General features: G+C 43.8%; 16 protein-coding genes and 2 tRNA genes. 8 read left to right on the top strand and 10 right to left on the bottom strand.

The window, feature by feature from the left end:
• Positions 1-155: 155 nt before the first annotated feature.
• The gene (locus RIL182_RS02955) at positions 156-1,763 is read left to right on the top strand and encodes a CTP synthase (RefSeq protein WP_118412991.1); all 1,608 of its coding nucleotides are present in this window, start codon (positions 156-158) and stop codon (positions 1,761-1,763) included.
• Positions 1,764-1,856: 93 nt separating this feature from the next.
• On the opposite strand, the gene ltrA is transcribed toward RIL182_RS02955, so the two are convergent.
• From ltrA to RIL182_RS02940, 4 genes are all read right to left on the bottom strand, one after another.
• Complete coding sequence (ltrA, locus tag RIL182_RS02950; RefSeq protein ID WP_157351184.1) at positions 1,857-3,140, bottom strand: group II intron reverse transcriptase/maturase; 1,284 nt, start codon at positions 3,138-3,140, stop codon at positions 1,857-1,859.
• A gap of 563 nt (positions 3,141-3,703) precedes the next feature.
• Positions 3,704-4,798, bottom strand: coding sequence for an N-acetylmuramoyl-L-alanine amidase (locus RIL182_RS02945; RefSeq protein WP_243128725.1), 1,095 nt, complete (start codon positions 4,796-4,798; stop codon positions 3,704-3,706).
• Positions 4,799-4,838: 40 nt separating this feature from the next.
• Entirely contained in the window at positions 4,839-5,012 is a 174-nt protein-coding gene (locus RIL182_RS21105; protein ID WP_006858978.1) for a DUF6472 family protein, read from the bottom strand.
• Between the two features lie 80 nt (positions 5,013-5,092).
• Positions 5,093-5,476: a hypothetical protein gene (locus RIL182_RS02940; protein ID WP_015560933.1), complete on the bottom strand. Its 384-nt coding sequence runs from the start codon at positions 5,474-5,476 to the stop codon at positions 5,093-5,095.
• Between the two features lie 149 nt (positions 5,477-5,625).
• Here RIL182_RS02940 and RIL182_RS02935 point away from each other — a divergent pair, with 149 nt between their 5' ends.
• Complete coding sequence (locus tag RIL182_RS02935; RefSeq protein WP_044999519.1) at positions 5,626-5,814, top strand: DUF4250 domain-containing protein; 189 nt, start codon at positions 5,626-5,628, stop codon at positions 5,812-5,814.
• A gap of 3 nt (positions 5,815-5,817) precedes the next feature.
• Here the strand turns inward: RIL182_RS02935 and RIL182_RS02930 are convergent, their stop codons facing one another.
• Positions 5,818-6,393, bottom strand: a complete 576-nt coding sequence (locus RIL182_RS02930; protein ID WP_044999518.1) for a M48 family metallopeptidase — start codon at positions 6,391-6,393, stop codon at positions 5,818-5,820.
• 747 nt (positions 6,394-7,140) lie between these two features.
• On the opposite strand from RIL182_RS02930, the gene RIL182_RS02925 reads away from it, so the two are divergent.
• Positions 7,141-7,398, top strand: a complete 258-nt coding sequence (locus RIL182_RS02925; RefSeq protein ID WP_006858977.1) for a hypothetical protein — start codon at positions 7,141-7,143, stop codon at positions 7,396-7,398.
• A 4-nt stretch (positions 7,399-7,402) separates the two neighbouring features.
• On the opposite strand, the gene RIL182_RS02920 is transcribed toward RIL182_RS02925, so the two are convergent.
• From RIL182_RS02920 to RIL182_RS02910, 3 genes are read right to left on the bottom strand one after another with little or no spacing between them, the layout of a single operon-like run.
• A complete protein-coding gene (locus tag RIL182_RS02920; protein WP_172606693.1) occupies positions 7,403-8,320 on the bottom strand; it encodes a SufB/SufD family protein in 918 nt (305 codons plus the stop codon).
• Between the two features lie 29 nt (positions 8,321-8,349).
• The gene (locus RIL182_RS02915; protein ID WP_006858976.1) at positions 8,350-9,072 is read right to left on the bottom strand and encodes an ABC transporter ATP-binding protein; all 723 of its coding nucleotides are present in this window, start codon (positions 9,070-9,072) and stop codon (positions 8,350-8,352) included.
• 26 nt (positions 9,073-9,098) lie between these two features.
• Positions 9,099-9,596 (bottom strand): hypothetical protein, encoded by a 498-nt coding sequence (locus RIL182_RS02910; RefSeq protein WP_006858975.1) that lies wholly within the window; start codon positions 9,594-9,596, stop codon positions 9,099-9,101.
• Positions 9,597-9,940: 344 nt separating this feature from the next.
• Between RIL182_RS02910 and RIL182_RS02905 the strand changes: the two genes are divergently transcribed.
• The 3 genes from RIL182_RS02905 to RIL182_RS02895 all read left to right on the top strand — a co-directional run bounded on the left by RIL182_RS02905 (position 9,941) and on the right by RIL182_RS02895 (position 12,936).
• Positions 9,941-12,181, top strand: coding sequence for an amylo-alpha-1,6-glucosidase (locus RIL182_RS02905; protein WP_044999517.1), 2,241 nt, complete (start codon positions 9,941-9,943; stop codon positions 12,179-12,181).
• Positions 12,182-12,738: 557 nt separating this feature from the next.
• Positions 12,739-12,811 (top strand) — tRNA-Phe (locus tag RIL182_RS02900).
• Positions 12,812-12,865: 54 nt separating this feature from the next.
• A tRNA-Gly gene (locus tag RIL182_RS02895) sits at positions 12,866-12,936 on the top strand.
• Between the two features lie 142 nt (positions 12,937-13,078).
• On the opposite strand, the gene RIL182_RS02890 is transcribed toward RIL182_RS02895, so the two are convergent.
• A complete protein-coding gene (locus RIL182_RS02890) occupies positions 13,079-13,888 on the bottom strand; it encodes a phage infection protein (RefSeq protein WP_006858974.1) in 810 nt (269 codons plus the stop codon).
• Between the two features lie 252 nt (positions 13,889-14,140).
• Here RIL182_RS02890 and RIL182_RS02885 point away from each other — a divergent pair, with 252 nt between their 5' ends.
• Complete coding sequence (locus RIL182_RS02885) at positions 14,141-14,740, top strand: TetR/AcrR family transcriptional regulator (protein WP_006858973.1); 600 nt, start codon at positions 14,141-14,143, stop codon at positions 14,738-14,740.
• A 130-nt stretch (positions 14,741-14,870) separates the two neighbouring features.
• A complete protein-coding gene (locus tag RIL182_RS02880; RefSeq protein WP_006858972.1) occupies positions 14,871-15,515 on the top strand; it encodes a type 2 periplasmic-binding domain-containing protein in 645 nt (214 codons plus the stop codon).
• Positions 15,516-15,586: 71 nt separating this feature from the next.
• Here RIL182_RS02880 and RIL182_RS02875 read toward each other — a convergent pair whose 3' ends face one another.
• Entirely contained in the window at positions 15,587-17,362 is a 1,776-nt protein-coding gene (locus RIL182_RS02875) for an alpha-amylase family glycosyl hydrolase (RefSeq protein WP_006858986.1), read from the bottom strand.
• Positions 17,363-17,375 lie beyond the last annotated feature (13 nt).

The raw sequence follows: 17,375 nt of genomic DNA, 5'->3' as shown, positions 1-17,375 counted from the left end.
TGAACTTTTGATGTGTTTTCTAAATTATTTCTAAATTCACTTTTATCTTTTTTAAGTTATGCTGGATTTTGCGTAAACTTAGTTGTATACTATATGGGTTATAAAATACGTGAAATATTTTTTAAATTTACTATAATTATGAGGAGGAAAACCCTATGCCTGTAAAATATGTCTTTGTCACCGGCGGTGTCGTTTCCGGTCTTGGTAAAGGTATCACGGCTGCTTCTCTTGGAAGATTATTAAAAGCCCGTGGATACAAAGTGACCATGCAGAAATTCGATCCGTATATCAATATCGATCCCGGAACCATGAACCCGATCCAGCATGGTGAAGTATTCGTTACCGATGACGGTGCAGAAACAGACCTGGACTTAGGACATTATGAACGTTTTATCGATGAAAGCCTAACAAAAAATTCCAATGTGACCACCGGTAAGGTTTACTGGTCTGTGCTCCAGAAAGAGCGCCGCGGCGATTTCGGCGGAGGTACTGTTCAGGTGATCCCGCATATCACCAATGAGATCAAGAGCCGTTTTTACCGCAATTTCACTTCCGATGAGACACATATCGCGATCATTGAGGTCGGCGGTACTGTCGGAGATATCGAGAGCCAGCCGTTCTTAGAGGCGATCCGCCAGTTCCAGCATGAGGTCGGACACGAAAACGCGATTCTGATCCATGTCACACTGATCCCTTATATCAAGGCTTCCGGTGAGCTTAAGACAAAACCGACACAGGCAAGCGTCAAAGAACTTCAGGGAATGGGTATCCAGCCGGATATCATCGTCTGCCGCTCCGAGCACGAACTTGATCAGAGCTTAAAAGACAAAATTGCCCTGTTCTGTAACGTACCAAACGGCAACGTACTCCAGAACCTTGACGTTGAGTATCTTTACGAGGCACCTCTTGCCATGGAAAAGGAAAATCTTGCCAAGGTTGCATGTAAGGCCCTGCATTTAGATTGCCCGGAACCGAATTTAAAAGACTGGGAAGCCATGGTAGATTCTCTCCGCCACCCGAACAAAGAAGTAAAAATTGCTTTGGTCGGAAAATATATTGCACTGCATGATGCATACATCTCTGTTGTGGAGGCATTAAAACACGGCGGAATTGCTGAGCGCGCTACCGTCGATCTCCACTGGATCGATTCTGAGACATTAAATGATGACAATGCAAAAGAACTGCTCGGCGATATGGCAGGTATCATTGTTCCGGGAGGATTTGGTTCCCGCGGTGTCGAGGGTATGATCTCCGCAGCAAAATACGCAAGAGAAAACAACGTTCCATACCTTGGTCTCTGCCTTGGTATGCAGGTAGCCATCATTGAATTTGCAAGACATGTCTGCGGATTCCATGATGCACACAGTGTGGAGCTTGACCCGAACACCACACATCCTGTCATCGCACTGATGCCGGATCAGAATGGTGTGGAGGATATCGGCGGTACCTTAAGACTTGGCTCTTACCCATGTGTGTTAGATCCAACCTCTAAAGCCCGCGAGCTTTACGGTTCTGAAGAGATCCATGAGAGACACCGTCACCGTTACGAAGTCAACAATGATTTCCGTGCAGCACTTACCGAGGGCGGCATGAAACTCTGCGGTACCTCCCCGGATGGAAGAATCGTTGAGATGATTGAAATTCCGGATCACCCGTGGTTCCTTGCAACACAGGCTCATCCGGAATTCAAATCCAGACCGAACCGTCCACATCCGTTATTCAAAGGTTTTGTGGAAGCTGCTGTAAAGAACAGCATGAAATAAATTTTAAACGATCGAGTAGGAGGGAAATCTGAGTGATTTCCCGACCTCTCACACCACCGTGCGTACCGTTCGGTACACGGCGGTTCAATCAACTTAACAAGTAACACACCTTTCGGTGTAGTAATCTAACATTGAGACTAATCCAAATGAAGTTAGTCTCTTTGTGCTTATAGCCTTTTGTATCCATCCATTGTGACACATGTGTGCATACCGATTGCCAGTATTTGCCACTTTATGTGCCGCCCATCTTGGAACGCCGAGTTTAACCAAATTCTTCTCTTTGTTTTGTGGTGTTTTCCAATGTTTCCAAATACACATGCGTATTCTATATCTAATGTTTCCATCAAGTTCTCTACAGAGAGTTTTCATACTACCTATCTTAAAGTAGTTAATCCATCCTCTGATAAGCTGATTAAGTCTCTCTACTTTATAGCTGTTGCTAACGCCCCAGCTACGACAAGTGAGTTCCCTCATCCTCTTCTTATACTTCATTACTGATTTTGCATGTGGTTTCGCCTTGAATTGCTGTGCACTTGTATCGTAGTAGAATCCAAACCCAAGGTATTTAATTCCTCTTGGTCTATCTACTTTGCTCTTCGTCATATTGACTTTAAGTCCTAGTTTTTCCTCAATGAATCGTGAGATATTTCTCATAACTCTATTCGCAGACATTTCACTTCCGACCATAATGATACAGTCATCCGCATACCGTACAAAGTTAAGTCCTCTCTTTTCCATTTCCTTGTCTAGTTCGTTCAGCATAATATTTGCCAATAATGGCGAGAGATTTCCACCTTGAGGTGTTCCCACGATAGAATCCTCATACTCATCGTCAATCATGATTCCACTGACTAGGTATTTTCTGACAATAGAGATAACATCTCCATCTTTAATAGTTCTACCTATGATAGTCATAAGTTTGTCATGATTTACTGTGTCAAAGAACTTTTCCAAGTCAATGTCTACAATCCAATCATTTCCGTCATTCATCATATCGAGTGCTGTAAGGATTGCTTGCTGTGCACATCTGTTCGGTCTGAATCCATAGCTATGGTCATGGAATTGTTCCTCATAGATTGGTGTTAAAACCTGTGCAATAGCTTGTTGTATGAATCTGTCTGTTACTGTCGGTACTCCCAGGTTTCTGACACCACCATCAGGCTTTGGTATCTCCACTCTTCGTACTGGTTGAGGTTTATATTTTCTTATCCTCAACTGTTCCTTGATAATTTCGCCGTTCTTTGCAAGATATTCCTTGAGTTCTGTGTACTTCATTCCGTCTACTCCCTCGGCACCTTTGTTTCGTACGACTTGCAGATATGCTCTGTTGAGATTATCGTTAGATAGTATCTGCTCCATTAGACTACTTGTGTCCATGCGTTCTTTCCTTTCCGTCCCGCTTGATTTGACCATCTTTTACCCGATTGGTTACGGCAGATGTTATCTCTTCTGCAATACGAGACATACTCAAACTTATTGATTGTTCGCCCCTTTGCTCTATCTCCATTACAGAGACTTCTTCACTACTATGGGCTCGGCTGACTTCTCACAGTTCGTTGTTACTAGGCTAATGAAACCCCTGTGAGACCTCCACGCTTAAGGTGCACGCTCTTTCCTCTCATCTATCCGCCACATCTACTCGTACTTCCAGCAACTTTAGGACTTCATCTCTTTTGGCAGACTTATCCGTATTTCCGAGCCTTATATGTGATTTCTGTCCGTCGGACCAAGAGTTTGCTTACAGCTTCCTTCAGATTCCACCTCACGATGGACACCCTTGCTGTTCTGCTATACACTTCCTCGTTGCCTAGGCGTGTTCGGGACTTTCACCCATTAGAGCGCGCCCATGGCGCGCAAACCAAAAAGCTGACTTGCCGGTTTGCCCGGCAGTCAGCTTTTTTAATAATAATAAAATGTTCGTAGAACGTGCATTCTGTTATTTATTTTCCAAAGTAAGCATCCACTCCATCGGCGATTCCCGATGCGATCTTCTGCTGATAATCGTCAGTCGCCATTTTAAGATCCTCATCCGCATTGGTCATGTACCCCATCTCAACGATCGTGACCGGAATCTGACACCAGTTGATACCGCTCATCGTATCTGTCTCCCAGACACCCTCACTTTTTGCACCGGTTGCCGCACACAGGGAACCTATGATGCAGTCGGAAAGTTTTCTTGAGTTCTGATAAATATTGGAGCAGTACGGGTTTGCTGCGGTCGGACAGATCGTCATCGCTCCGTTTGCCGCAGAGTTGGTACTTCCATTTGCATGAATGCGGATAAATGCTGCCGCATGATTATTATTGGCAACTGCCGCACGCTCGGAATTGCTGATATTGACATCATTGGTCGTCCGGATCATCAACACCTGATAGCCGCGCGCCGTAAGTTCCTGCTGCAGCTTTAAAGATACCTGAAGTGTCAGTTCGTATTCCGCAAGCCCGCTCGCCACACCTGTTGTACCGGAAGCAACTTTCGCTTTTGTCTCAGATGCGCCTGGCCCGATCGGCTCTTTTTCGTTATTTCCTTTTGCCTGATGTCCGGCGTCGATCACAACCAGATTACCGGAAATGTTTGTCTGGGCTGTATCTGTCTGCGTGTTTTCCATCTCAGCAGACTGTTCTGTGCCAGTCTGGGGATTTCCAGCCTCAGCAGACTGCTCTGTGTCCGCAGTCTGTGATGATGCACTCTCCTGCTCCGAATCTGCTTCTCCCTTAATCACCTCTGTTGTAATGATTTCTTCTGTTTCCCGGGTCTCCGTTGGTGCCAGTTCTGCCGGCTCTGTTTCTTCCGTCTGCTCTGTTTCCTGTGTTTTTGTCTGTGCAGTTTCTGTCGCTTCTGTCATGATCTGCTCCGACTCTGCCTCTGTCTGTTCTTGTGTTTCTGTGACATTTTTCTCTTCAGCAGACACCTGGGCAGATCCGTTTTCATCCGCTTTGCTGCCACATCCCGTCATAAAAGACGCCCCCGCCAGTATCGTACATAACAATAACGCCAGTAATCTTTTCTTCTTTTTTATATTGCCCAAACTCATATATTTCTCCATTCTTTTTGCTTATTATCTGTCTTCAATATTACATCTGATGCCTTACCACCGCATACTCATCATCCAGCTGGTAGTACGGACACTCTTTATAATGTCCCTGCATCAGGCGCGCAGCATCATCCTCGTCCATATCCACTTCGCAGTAATATTCCTCATCATCTTCATCGTATACATTGTATACACAACTGTCACAGCTCGTCATAACATCCTCCAATTCTTATTGCCGTATTTTCCATATCCTGTCTGCTGCTTATCTTTCACTTCCGACTCTTCCGCAGAACATTATCTCCATGTTGAGATCACTTCGTCATAAAGCTGTTCTAAAAATTCTTTCAAAAGTGTGCGCTGGGTATCCCAGTATTTCTCAGTGATCTCGTCTCCGTCCGGTGTGTTTTCCGTCACATCCATAACTGCATCTAAGATCTCCGGGTTCAGATCATCCATCGCCTCCTGCACGGCAGCCTCAAAATCACAATACGCCTCACTGGTCAGGTATAGGATGAAATTCTCGCGGTTTAAATTTCTTGCCTCATAACTTCCGGTAAAAATATCATTTCCCACCGATGCGATCTGTTCGAACTCTTCCTTTACCGTTGTATAGTCAACCGGGCAGTAACTCTCCGTAAAAAATTTATCAAACACTTCTTTGTCAATCTTTTGTTCCATGCTGTTATCGTCTCCTTGCATTTTTTGCGTTCCCATGTTATTTTAGCATAGAAACCTTTCACAGAAAAGACCGCATATCTGCGGTAATCATGGGCAACCCACTACACGGGCAAACCGTTTACCATAATATAGAAGAAACGAGGTTTATTATGACTGAATATCAAAATCTTCCAAACGATCCTGCTATGCTTTTAAGTTTCGTCAATACACAGCTCCGCGACAATTATCCGTCTTTTTCTGAGTTTGTTGCCGCATTTCATGTAGATGCCGATGCGATCACTGAAAAATTAAAAATGATCGATTACGAATATGACGAAACCCAAAATCAGTTTGTATAACATTTATTCCGGTACTTCATCATTCAGATATTTTCTGACACGCTTCCAATTCGGATAAAACTGTGTCATATAGCCCCAGAACACGGCATTATGACTCGGTTCTAAAATATGTGTCAGTTCATGCACAACCACATACTCCAGACACTCCGGCGGCTTTTTCGCCAGTGCGAGATTGATATTGATGTGGTGTGTCCTCACATTGCAGGAACCCCAGCGTGTTTTCATCTGGCGTATCGTAACACCGGATGCCTTTACGCCCATGACGGGTTCCCATTTTGCAATCAATTTTTCCACGTCTTTTTTCAAAAGCAGTTTCTGCTGTTTTAATTCCGCTTCGCTTAATTGTCTTACTTCCCTGCGTCCCTCTTTCGCACGCAGATATTTTTCCCTGTAAACCCGGATCCAGTCGATCCGCTCCTTTGCAAAACGGTAAATCCGCTCGTCGCTCATCTGATGCGGCGCCGAAATGCGCACACTGCCATCCTCTTTACTGATACGCAGATACATATTTTTCATGCGTTTTTTCGTCACAATGATCGGGATCTCTTCTATCGTGAAACTGTATGTTTTTTCTCTCATATCCGGCCTTTCTGATAATTTTCTGAATTTTAATATGATGATGTTGGGGGCAAATAGTGCATTCACAACATAACGACTGGCAAATTGCACAAAGCCGAGACTGCTTTTGTGACTTTGGGAGAAAATTAGTAAATCTTAGACTGCCTGGTAATACACAGTGATGTTCTGCCACGGATGGCAGAACAAGGCAGCATCGAGTTATGGAGGACTCGTTGTTGCCGTTCACGTCACTCTGAGAAAACCTGACTCAGGCAGGCTTAGATTTTCTTATTTTCGTACAACGGAACAAAACAGACACGGCTTTGTGCAATTTGTCAATCAAGATGTTTAAATGCACTATCTGACCCCAACATCATATGATTCGATTATCCAAAAATGAAATCCACCTTTTGATAATCTAATCCCATAAATGAAGAAACCCCGGTAACATCACTGTTCCGGGGTTCCTCCGAGGAGTTTAGTTATGAAAATGTTAATCTATATAAAGGAAATTGCGTCGAAAGAATTGTCGGGATGTACAGCCTTTATTCTATACAACCTTGTTTAACAACCCGCCTGGGTAAGCGTTGTTAACTTCTTTCGATGGTTACAGTATACGGAAAAAATATGTCTTAAGTGTGACGATTTTCGAAAAGATTTATAAAAATCCTTATTTTTGTTTTTATATTTTATTTATAAATACAATTCTTTCCACATGATAATTTATGTTATAATAAAATCCTAATGTAACAGACAGGAGGACTTTATATGACCGAAACACCTTTATTTGAAAACCGGAGATACTGCGAAGAATGTCACTGTCTTCTTCCCACATCCTACGAGGGAACATTGTGTCCCCGCTGTTTAGAACAGGAACTTTTTCATCAGGTAAAAGAATATATTCAGACAAACAACGCCACCGCTTATGATGTTGCAACACATTTTCATCTGCCGCTCAGCCGCATTAAAGAATGGATTGATGACGGGATGATCGAATACAAAGACATTCCCGGCCACAAACTTTAAATGACTATTTCAAAAATCCATTGATAATCTGTTCTTCCGCTTCTTTTTCTGTAAGTCCAAGTGTCATCAGCTTGATCAGCTGCTCTCCGGCTATTTTTCCGATAGCAGCTTCATGGATCAGATTTGCGTCAATATTGTTGGCAGTCAGCTGCGGACTTGCAGTCACACAGGCGTTATCCATAATGATGGCATCACATTCACTGTGTCCTGCACAGGCTGCATTACCATTCATAACGGAGAAAAATTCCTGTTTTGATTCCCCTTTTGCAACAGAACGTGACACCAGATTCACACTGGAATTATCCCCGTTAATATCCACATGAAAATCTGTCTTTGCGTACTGTTTTCCGTGTGTCATGATCTTCTCATGGATCTCTAAGGATGCGTTTTCTGCCAGATCTCCTCTCGTCACACGAACCGTGGAATCGATTCCTTTGATCTGTGTCGTCTCCATCTCCATATGTGCGCCCTCTTTTAAGTGGACGATGGTCTGCGGATTCATGATATTCTCTCCGTTGCCGTCTCCCTCGCCGTAATGGCGCTCAATGTAGCGGACTTTTGCATTTTTCTCCAGATAAAACGTATGCACACCGTCATGTTTGGAAGTATCTACACCACAGTTATGGATCCCACATCCTGCCACGATCGTGACATCTGCACCCTCACCGATATAAAAATCATTGTAAACACATTCCTGCATTCCACTTTCACTCAAAAGAACCGGAATGTGTACACTCTCATTGACCGTTCCCGGTTTGATGATAATATCGATTCCGTCCTTATCAGTCTTTGTTACAATATCAATATTTGCAGTTGTATTTCTTCCGAGTTTGGTTCCGTTGGCACGAATGTTATAGGCACCCTCCGGGATCTCGTGCAGTCCTGCCACCTGCTCTAATAAATTTTTCTGTATTAAATCCATTTTTATCCTCACTTCCTCATACTCGTACATTACAGCTTGCTGGTCAGTGTCTCACAGGCCCCTGCTGTATGAAGCAGTTCCGGAAGTACTTCTTCCTTGGTTCCGATTGTCTTAACCTGTCCGTTTGCGATCACCACGATCTTATCTGCAATGTCTAAAATACGCTCCTGATGTGAAATGATAAGAATCGTTCCCTGAATCTCATCACGCATTTTTTCAAATACCCTGATCAGACTGTTAAAACTCCAGAGATCGATTCCCGCTTCAGGCTCATCAAAAATGGAAAGCTTTGTTCCGCGTGCCGTGATCATCGCGATCTCAATACGCTTTAACTCACCGCCGGAAAGACTGCCATTGATCTCACGGTCAATATACTCTCTCGCACACAGACCAACCTCCGATAAGATCTCACAGATCTCATTCACCGTCATCGTTCTTCCTGCTGCGATTGTGATCAGATCTTTGACTGTCAGTCCTTTAAAATGTACCGGCTGCTGAAATGCATAGCTGATGCCATGTTTTGCACGCTCGGTAATATCAAGTTCTGTAATATCCTCTCCATCTAAAATGATCTGACCGGATGTCGGCTTGATGATTCCGGCAATGATCTTTGCAAGTGTGGACTTTCCTCCACCGTTCGGTCCGGTGATCGCCACAAAATGCTCATCGATCGTAAGGCTGACATCTTTTAAGATCTCTTTGTTGTCCTGATTGTCCTCTACCTCATAAGTGATATTTCTTAACTCTAACATTTCTTCCTCCGTCTGCGTTTCGCCGCTTATCTTACCACGGAACGCGGATATTTTACCATAACTTCATTGAGCATCTCATCATCCGGCTCAAACTCATAACGCACAAGTCCTTTTTCGCCCTTTGCGATCAGCTCATACACCTTTGCTTCCGGGTCACCGGAAGTCAGATTTTTATATGCCAGATTCTTGTCATTTTCGTATTTGTATACGCTTCTGTCACCTCTTGGAGCAAATCCAAGTACATCATCCATCTGCACGCTGCCGATGGCTTTACGTCTGCTTTTTGCCTTGATCTGTGCAAAGCGGAACTCTCCATCATAATAGGTATATTCGTACTCTATATCCGAACGAAATGCCTGAAAATACCATACCAGTGCAAATGCAATTCCCGGGATCAGAAAAATAACCGGATTCACAAATGTAGCCAGTAAAAACATCAGGCAGGCAAGGATAAACCATGCTGTAGTTAACATTTTTTTGGAACCTGTTTTCTTTTTCGGAACGATCACTAATTTCTCATGCATATAATCTTCTCCTGTTTTCTTATATTTACCTGTTTTTCGACATACTCTTTTGGGCAGGCTGCCTTTTCCACCATCGTGGAACTGGTTCTATTTCACATACATCAGCATCTCTTTTGCAAGTCTGCCACAGGTCATACTTCTTATATTATCATGTAACAACTTGTCAGGCAAGGGCTGTCCCTCCATTCTCTGCATAAATACAGGAAATTTTATACATTTTTTATTTTTCTGTACATCGCACCTGTTATCGTGTAAAATAAAAGCAAATGATTTTTTCGTAATTTTTCGCAGTTTTGCAACACATTTTTTACAAACAATAACTTTTTATCATGGAGAACAAAAAAATGATCAATTATCAATATGAAAAAGAAGCATTTTCCACATTTAAAAATGGAATCCGCCGTGAATGGGCGCTGACCAACGGCATCGGCGGTTATGCCGGAAGTTCCCTCATCGGTGCTCACAACCGGACGCATCAGGGTTATCTGATCGCGAGTCTCCACCCGCCGATCGAGCGCTATCTTGTTTTTTCCAAGATCAATGAATCTCTGTCCGTATTTGCACCAGAAAGCACTGGCAGTTCTGACGAAAAATTTCATCCCATTACGGACACATTAAAAAAAGGATCTGTTCCAGCTGTATCTGCAGTGTATAACCTTGAGACTTCACAGCATAAGAAAAATGGCGAAACCTGTTACACACAGGGGCAGGAATATCTCGTCTCTTTTTCTTATGACGGAAGTGTTCACTACACATACCAGGCGGGCGATATCACGCTGAAAAAACATATCTGCTTAAAACATGGTGCCAATGTGTGTGCCATTGCCTATGAAATCGAAAATAATGGTCCGGATGCTTCTCTCACGCTGGTTCCGCTTTTTAATTTCCGTGAACACAGCGCATCAAGCCGCCCGGAAGATTTTCATTTTCGTACTTCCCTGATCGACAATTCACTCTGCCTGATCCCGGAAAGCCATCCTGATACTGCCATTTTGTTCCAGACCAGTGAAGGTATTTTCTCCGACCATACGCCTATGTTCGATATTGACATGCAGCTTCAGACCGAGGTCGATCTTGAGACGGACGGACTCGACTGTCATTATTGTCCACATGAAGTCACTGTTTTTCTTCCGGCGAAAAGCCACAAACAGATTTCCGTGCTCTGTTCCATGATCGCTGCCGATGAAACATTTACAGATATCACGGCAGATACCGCTTTTGACATTTTAAAAGAACGGGAAAAGTATACAAAATCACTCTACGAAACGGCAGGTATCCACGATGATTTTGCAGATCGCCTGGTTCTCGCCGCGGATCAGTTTCTCTGTGACCGTGCTTCCACCGGCTATAAAACCGTGCTTGCCGGGCTTCCATGGTTTACGGATTGGGGCCGTGACACGATGATCGCATTTACCGGACTGACGCTCTGCACCGGGCGCAGAAAAGATGCAGAGGAAATCCTTTTAACTTTTTCCAAATACATCCGTCACGGGATCGTGCCAAACATGTTCCCGGATGACAATGCCGCTCCGCTTTATAATACAGCGGACGCTTCCCTGTGGTATTTTTATGCAGTATGGCAGTATCTGCAGTATTATCCGGATACCGCTGCCAATGCGTTTGTACAGGAAAATATTTATCCTCATTTGAAGGAAATCATTTCCGCTTACAAAAACGGCACAGATTTCAGTATTTATATGGAGGAGGACGGTCTCATCCATGCCGGAAGCGGTCTTGACCAGATCACCTGGATGGACGTGCGTGTCGGTGACTGGGTTGCCACCCCGCGCCACGGAAAACCGGTGGAGATCAATGCGCTCTGGTATAATGCGCTGAAGGTCATGGAGGAACTTGCCCGGCGGTATGAGGGAGACGATGTTTTGGTTACTGGCGGTTATGCCACAAGTTCCGGCAGTGAGGTTTCGGGTTCTGGCGGTTCTGCCCAGGGTTTAGGCAGTCATGTTTCGGTTACTGGCGTTTCTGCCACGGGTCTGGGCAGTCATGTTATGACCTCCCACAATTATGCTGCGCTTGCGGAACTTGTGAAAGCATCTTTCTGCCAGAAGTTCTGGTGGGAGGAAAAAGGCTGTCTTTACGATGTCGTAGACGGAGATGAGCCGGATGACCACCTTCGCTCAAATCAGATCTATGCGGTGTCACTGCCTTTTACCATGTTATCGAAGGAGCAGGAAGCAAAAATCGTCGCATTTGTCAAAAAAAATCTTTATATAGGCTGCGGACTTCGCTCTCTCACCAGTGACCATGCGGACTATCACGGCATTTACTGTGGTTCCCTGCCAAAACGTGATGCAGCTTACCACCAGGGTACGGCATGGGGATTTCTGCTCGGCGGTTTTCTGTCCGCTTACGCAAAAGTCCACGACCATTCGCTGGAATGTACCAAAGAGCTGCTTTCCCTGCTCGGACCGGTGCGTCATCATCTGACCGACAATGGCTGTATCGGCTCGATCTCCGAAATTTTCGACGGGGATGCACCTCACAATCCAAGAGGCTGCTATGCGCAGGCATGGAGCGTCGGCGAGACACTGCGTGCTTATATGCAGGATGTGCTGCCGTATATGTAACTTCCGTCCTGCTATCCTGCTATACGCATGATATACAAATGTATTGACATGCGTTACCGTATAATATAATCTCTCGACAGCAAGGTCAAAAAACATATTACTTTACAATTTAACTGATGCACACAATGGGTGAAACCTCGGTGTTTAAATCTGGTTTCACCCATTTTTTCTAACTATTTAATGACTTTCTATTGATTTTTGGCGAAATCTTCCTTTTTCTACTCATTTCGCCCTGGTTTTTCCGATTCTGTGGGTTATTCTGATTGATTTCACCTCTATTTCACCCATTCTACCCCATATTGAAGTATATTCCCGTAAAAACCGGACGAAATCCCTTTGTAATGTGCAGTTTTCGCCCATTCTGTTTCAAACTAAACGAATTGGGTTTACGTTACTTTTATTTTTGTGCGCTGCGCTGGCAATGTGGCATATGCTTGCTCTAAAATGACCCGTCTATGTTTTCCTAATTATTGCGAAAATTCATATTATTAAAAAAATTTGCATTTTCTGCTTGACAGCAAAGCCATTTTCCTTTAAAATAAGTTTTGTTGTGAGACGCCCAGTTAGCTCAGTTGGTAGAGCAGAGGACTGAAAATCCTCGTGTCTCTGGTTCGATTCCGGAACTGGGCATTAGAGCAGAAACAACAGTTTCTGCTCGGCAGTATTCAATTTCATACATCTTATGCGGGTGTAGTTCAATGGTAGAACACCAGCCTTCCAAGCTGGATACGTGGGTTCGATTCCCATCACCCGCTCTCTGTTACAGGTATTAAAACTGAGTTCCTAATGGAGCTCGTTTTTTTTAATATTTGCACCTGCTTTTCCGTTTTTACTTGAACAGCCCAACCAGTTTCTCCCAAAACGTTTCTTTTTTCTCTTCCGTGACAGTCTCTTCCTTTACTTCCTCTTTCTGGATTGCCGGTGTCTTAATGACAAACAGCACTGATTCAATGTTTGTATTTTTTCTGATACGAAGGATACTGTCTCCACATCTTTTCCTGTCATATCATCAATCGTATCCGAAATCTTATCTGAGATCTTTGTATCAAGATCCGCTGTCTCCGACTGGAATTCATCGGTGCCGTCACTCAGCTCTTTTGTGCCATCCTTCATTTCTTTTGTTCCGTCCTTTAATGCTGCCGCTCCCTCTGCTAATGATTTGCTGCCGTTTTGCAATGTAAGCGTGTTGTCTGCAAGCTGTCCGGCTCCGCTCTGCAATGAAAGTGCTCCGTTTAAAAGACTCTCTGTTCCCGCAGAAAGTGTTCCTGCGCCATCTTTTAAACTCTGTGTTCCTTTTACCAGTTCCTGTGTTCCCTGATACAATGTGGCTGTTCCGTCTGCAAGATCTTTTGCGCCGCCTGTGATGCTTGCATAACCGGTTGTGATTTTATTTACAGCACTTGTGTAATCATTGATTCCGGTATTTTCGGTCGCTGCACACTGATACAGTGCGGTGGCTTCCTGATCGCCGTTTGCCGCAAGTTCACCAATCTTTGCCGTTACCGCATCATCTAACCAGGTCACATCTGTCACACCGTCGATTTCTCCTAACTTTTCCTTATAGGAAAGCGCCTCCGGCAGATAAGAGTTCATATCATAGTTGACTGATACGAACTTCTGCGCCATCGCACAAATGACTGCTATTCCAATGAATACTGCAAAAATGATTTTACGATGACGGATCACCAATTCATAAAACTTTTCCACATGCTTTCTCCTTTTTCAAAAAACCTTTCAAACGTTTTCTACTGCTCTCCCTGTATCCTTTTTTCTGATCCCTGCTTTTTCAGTAGATTTTCATTTGTTTTATTTCTGACGGTTGTTTTATAATTGACAACTATTCGTTTTCTGTATCATAATAACAAATCGTTTTTTTCAACGTACAATTGCAATGTATATGATAGTTATTTGACAAAAACAGAATAATTGTCTTTTATTTTTCGAAAGGACGGAATAATTATGGAAGAAAAAACAGATTTAAGAATCCGAAAAACTTACAAGGCACTGTGTGATGCCTTTGTAACTATTTTGGAGAAAAAAAGATTTGACGATCTGACTGTGAATGAGCTTTGTGATGAGGCAACGATCCGGTGCGCCACGTTCTATAAACATTTTGCAGACAAGTATGATTTCTTTTCTTTTTTTATCCGCCAAAAGCAGGATCAGTTCATCTCACAGGCAAAAGAGGAAACTCCCCCCAACGGAATTTATGCTTACACGCTCTACCTTACCCAAAGGTCCATACTCTATTTTAAGGAGCACGAATCACTGATCCAGAATATTTTAAAAAGCGACATGTCCGCCTCACCGCTTGATATTTTTAATGAAGAAATACACTCTAACATCTTAAGTAATCTGAAAGAACACCAACAACGCGGCTGCACCTTTTCCGTATCCCCGGAACTTCTCGCCTCATTTCTTTCCGGCGGCATTTTTTCCACGATCCGTAACTCCGTCTTGCAACCGCAATTATTTAATACCGATACGATCATGGAAAATATGTCAAAAGTGCTGACCTGTTTAGAAACACTGACGGACCAGAGTACAGAAAATTTTTAGTTACTGCTCCCGCATATAGTGTAAACAGTAACATTTTTTAGAAAAACTTCACAAATTGGCACTTTTTTCATTTTTTTATATATGTTATGCTAGTGGAAATATGACAAATATTTAGAATTGGAGAAATACCATGGAAAAAAAGACAGATTTTAAAGCACTTTCGAACAAGGCAAAAGTTCAGTATATCTGGGACTATTACAAACTGCATATTTTATTTGGAGGTGTCATTGCTGCGATCGTGATTGGTCTGGGATATCATTTTATCACTTACCGCAAGCCGGTACTCAGCGTCATCATGATCAATGTCCAGACAACCAGTGAAAATGCCGAGGCTGCGTTTGACGAATTTTCTGATGCTGCCGGTTATGATAAAAAACAGCAGCCAATCGACGTTTCTGCAAATCTGCAGTTTTCCGATGATCCAAATGCAACAACGGACTACAACGACTACATGGTACTTTCCACGATGATCGGTGCCGGCGGCGAGGATCTGTTTTTCGGTACAGGAAGTGTTTACACCGATTATGCCGAAGAAGGTGCGCTGATGGATCTGCGCACCTATGTTTCGGATGATGTGTTAGAAAAATATAAAGATCATCTGATCTACTCCACCGATGATGGCGAGTCAGAGTCCTATCCATGTGCGATCGAACTGACCGATAATCAGTGGATCCAGAAATATGGCATTTATGACAGCTGCTACTTTGGTGTTTTCAGCCGCTCCGAGCAGAAAGATTACTATACGAAATTTGCGGATTTCCTGCTGAACTACTAATTGGATTGGCAGGCACATTACTGCCTGCTCTGTCCATAATCTCTTAAATCTGCCCGGCACAGCCTGACATATTATTTCACTATCACCACCGAATATCCCGGCATTGTCAGTGTTCCATCCTGGAGCACTGCCTCTTCTGTGCCCGTCAGCAGTACACCGCCAACTGCAAGATCACCTCCGCTCTTTTCTCCAACTGTAACTCCGGATAAATCTACATCCGCACTCTCCGGAGCAAAATTGTAAACCAGAAGTATTTCTGAATCACCATATGTTTTCTTTATGACACATACCTTGTCATCTGAAATATTCTCCTCAAACTTTACTGTTCCACGGGCTATTTCCGGGTACTCATTGCGGAGTTTTATCGTCTGTTTTACAAACTGGTAAATAGAGTTTCCATCTTTCTCCTGTGTTTCGAGCGCACCGTATTTCATTTTTATGGCATCCATATCAGCAGGTCCCTTGCACATTCCATCGACTGCGCTATCTTCGCTCCAATACATCGGTGCACGCTTATTTTCATCCTTACCGGAACCCTTCATGCCCAGTTCCTCTCCATAATACAGAAAAGCACTTCCAGACATCAACAGATTCATTGCCTGCGCGATCTTTGTCTGTTTTTCACTGTCATCCCCAGAATAATAACCTGCGCCTCGTGCCATATCATGATTTGTGTAAAATGGTGCATCGATATAGCTGTCACTGTACTGGGAAAGATTATCCTGTAGATTTACCAACGCCTTTCCATAGGAAGATGCCGAACCATTTTTAAGCACGGAAGTGATCGTTCCGGTGCTGTCCGCAAAAGAAAAATCAAAACAGCTGTCAATACCACTCTCATAGTATTTTGCGTAGGTATTCTGATCCGTCCAGACCTCCGCCACGATATAGGCATCCTCTTTTTTCTCTTTTACCATGGAATGAAACCATGACAACACTTCCACATTTTTATCCACACTTCCGCTGTAATACTCTTTTGCCGCATCCAGGCGGAATCCGTCCACCCCCAGATCAAGCCAGAAGTCTACGATCTTGTCAAATTCATCACGGACTGCCTGACTGCCAAGGTTTAAATCCGGCATCTCGCTCCAGAACTGCGCCTCATAATACCAGTCTGTACCATCGAGCTTACTGTAACCGCCCTGCATTTCCTTAGAAAAATTATAGTAATCCACATAAGGACACTCCGACGCATCCGGCTCTGCTCCCTCCGGCAGGTTTTTCAGGTAATCTGCTGCCGTTTTAAACCATTCATGCTGGGAGGAAGTATGGTTCATGACAAGATCGATAATGACATTGATTCCCCTCTCATGGCATGCCGCGATCAGATTTTTAAAATCGTCCATCGTACCGTATTCCGGGTCAATATCACAGTAATCCGTCACATCATATTTATGGTAGGTTGTCGATGGCATGACCGGCATCAGCCAGATTCCGTTACATCCAAGATCCGTATCTGTCGCCGGATCACCGTCATTGATATAATCTAACTTTTCTGTCAGACCATTCAGATCCCCGATGCCGTCCCCGTCGCTGTCAAAAAAGCTGTACACAAACACCTCATACCATGTACGGTAATTATCATCAATGATCTGTTCATCCCCGGTATTGACTTCCTGCATCAGAGAAAGGGCGGTCACTCCCCCCTCCTTCGTGTCAGCATCTGCATTTTCATCCTGCCCGGCAGAAGCTATGGCTTGATCCGCAGAACTTTCCGTCGCCATTCCATTCGAATTATCCACAGCATTCCCTGATGAAGCTGTCCCATTTCCACATCCCCCTGCGGAAACTATCAACATACCGGCTAAAACAGCCGCAATGATTCTCTTTTTCATCTCAGTCCTCATTTCTGCGCATATA

It is taken from the genome of Roseburia intestinalis L1-82 (genome assembly GCF_900537995.1).
Classification (GTDB): Bacteria; Bacillota; Clostridia; order Lachnospirales; family Lachnospiraceae; genus Roseburia; species Roseburia intestinalis.
Note: the sequence above shows the minus strand (reverse complement) of the source record. Positions and strands in the feature narration are given on the sequence as shown.

What these genes read in the sequence shown, in the direction of transcription:
- RIL182_RS02880 (WP_006858972.1), top strand. Translation starts at nt 14,871, where the DNA reads ATGGAAAAAAAGACAGATTTTAAAGCACTTTCGAACAAGGCAAAAGTT.
- RIL182_RS02925 (WP_006858977.1), top strand. Translation starts at nt 7,141, where the DNA reads ATGACCGAAACACCTTTATTTGAAAACCGGAGATACTGCGAAGAATGT.
- RIL182_RS02905 (WP_044999517.1), top strand. Translation starts at nt 9,941, where the DNA reads ATGATCAATTATCAATATGAAAAAGAAGCATTTTCCACATTTAAAAAT.
- RIL182_RS21105 (WP_006858978.1), bottom strand. Translation starts at nt 5,012, where the DNA reads ATGACGAGCTGTGACAGTTGTGTATACAATGTATACGATGAAGATGAT.
- RIL182_RS02910 (WP_006858975.1), bottom strand. Translation starts at nt 9,596, where the DNA reads ATGCATGAGAAATTAGTGATCGTTCCGAAAAAGAAAACAGGTTCCAAA.
- RIL182_RS02940 (WP_015560933.1), bottom strand. Translation starts at nt 5,476, where the DNA reads ATGGAACAAAAGATTGACAAAGAAGTGTTTGATAAATTTTTTACGGAG.
- RIL182_RS02915 (WP_006858976.1), bottom strand. Translation starts at nt 9,072, where the DNA reads ATGTTAGAGTTAAGAAATATCACTTATGAGGTAGAGGACAATCAGGAC.
- RIL182_RS02885 (WP_006858973.1), top strand. Translation starts at nt 14,141, where the DNA reads ATGGAAGAAAAAACAGATTTAAGAATCCGAAAAACTTACAAGGCACTG.
- RIL182_RS02875 (WP_006858986.1), bottom strand. Translation starts at nt 17,362, where the DNA reads ATGAGGACTGAGATGAAAAAGAGAATCATTGCGGCTGTTTTAGCCGGT.
- ltrA (WP_157351184.1), bottom strand. Translation starts at nt 3,140, where the DNA reads ATGGACACAAGTAGTCTAATGGAGCAGATACTATCTAACGATAATCTC.
- RIL182_RS02945 (WP_243128725.1), bottom strand. Translation starts at nt 4,798, where the DNA reads ATGAGTTTGGGCAATATAAAAAAGAAGAAAAGATTACTGGCGTTATTG.
- RIL182_RS02930 (WP_044999518.1), bottom strand. Translation starts at nt 6,393, where the DNA reads ATGAGAGAAAAAACATACAGTTTCACGATAGAAGAGATCCCGATCATT.
- RIL182_RS02920 (WP_172606693.1), bottom strand. Translation starts at nt 8,320, where the DNA reads ATGGATTTAATACAGAAAAATTTATTAGAGCAGGTGGCAGGACTGCAC.
- RIL182_RS02955 (WP_118412991.1), top strand. Translation starts at nt 156, where the DNA reads ATGCCTGTAAAATATGTCTTTGTCACCGGCGGTGTCGTTTCCGGTCTT.
- RIL182_RS02935 (WP_044999519.1), top strand. Translation starts at nt 5,626, where the DNA reads ATGACTGAATATCAAAATCTTCCAAACGATCCTGCTATGCTTTTAAGT.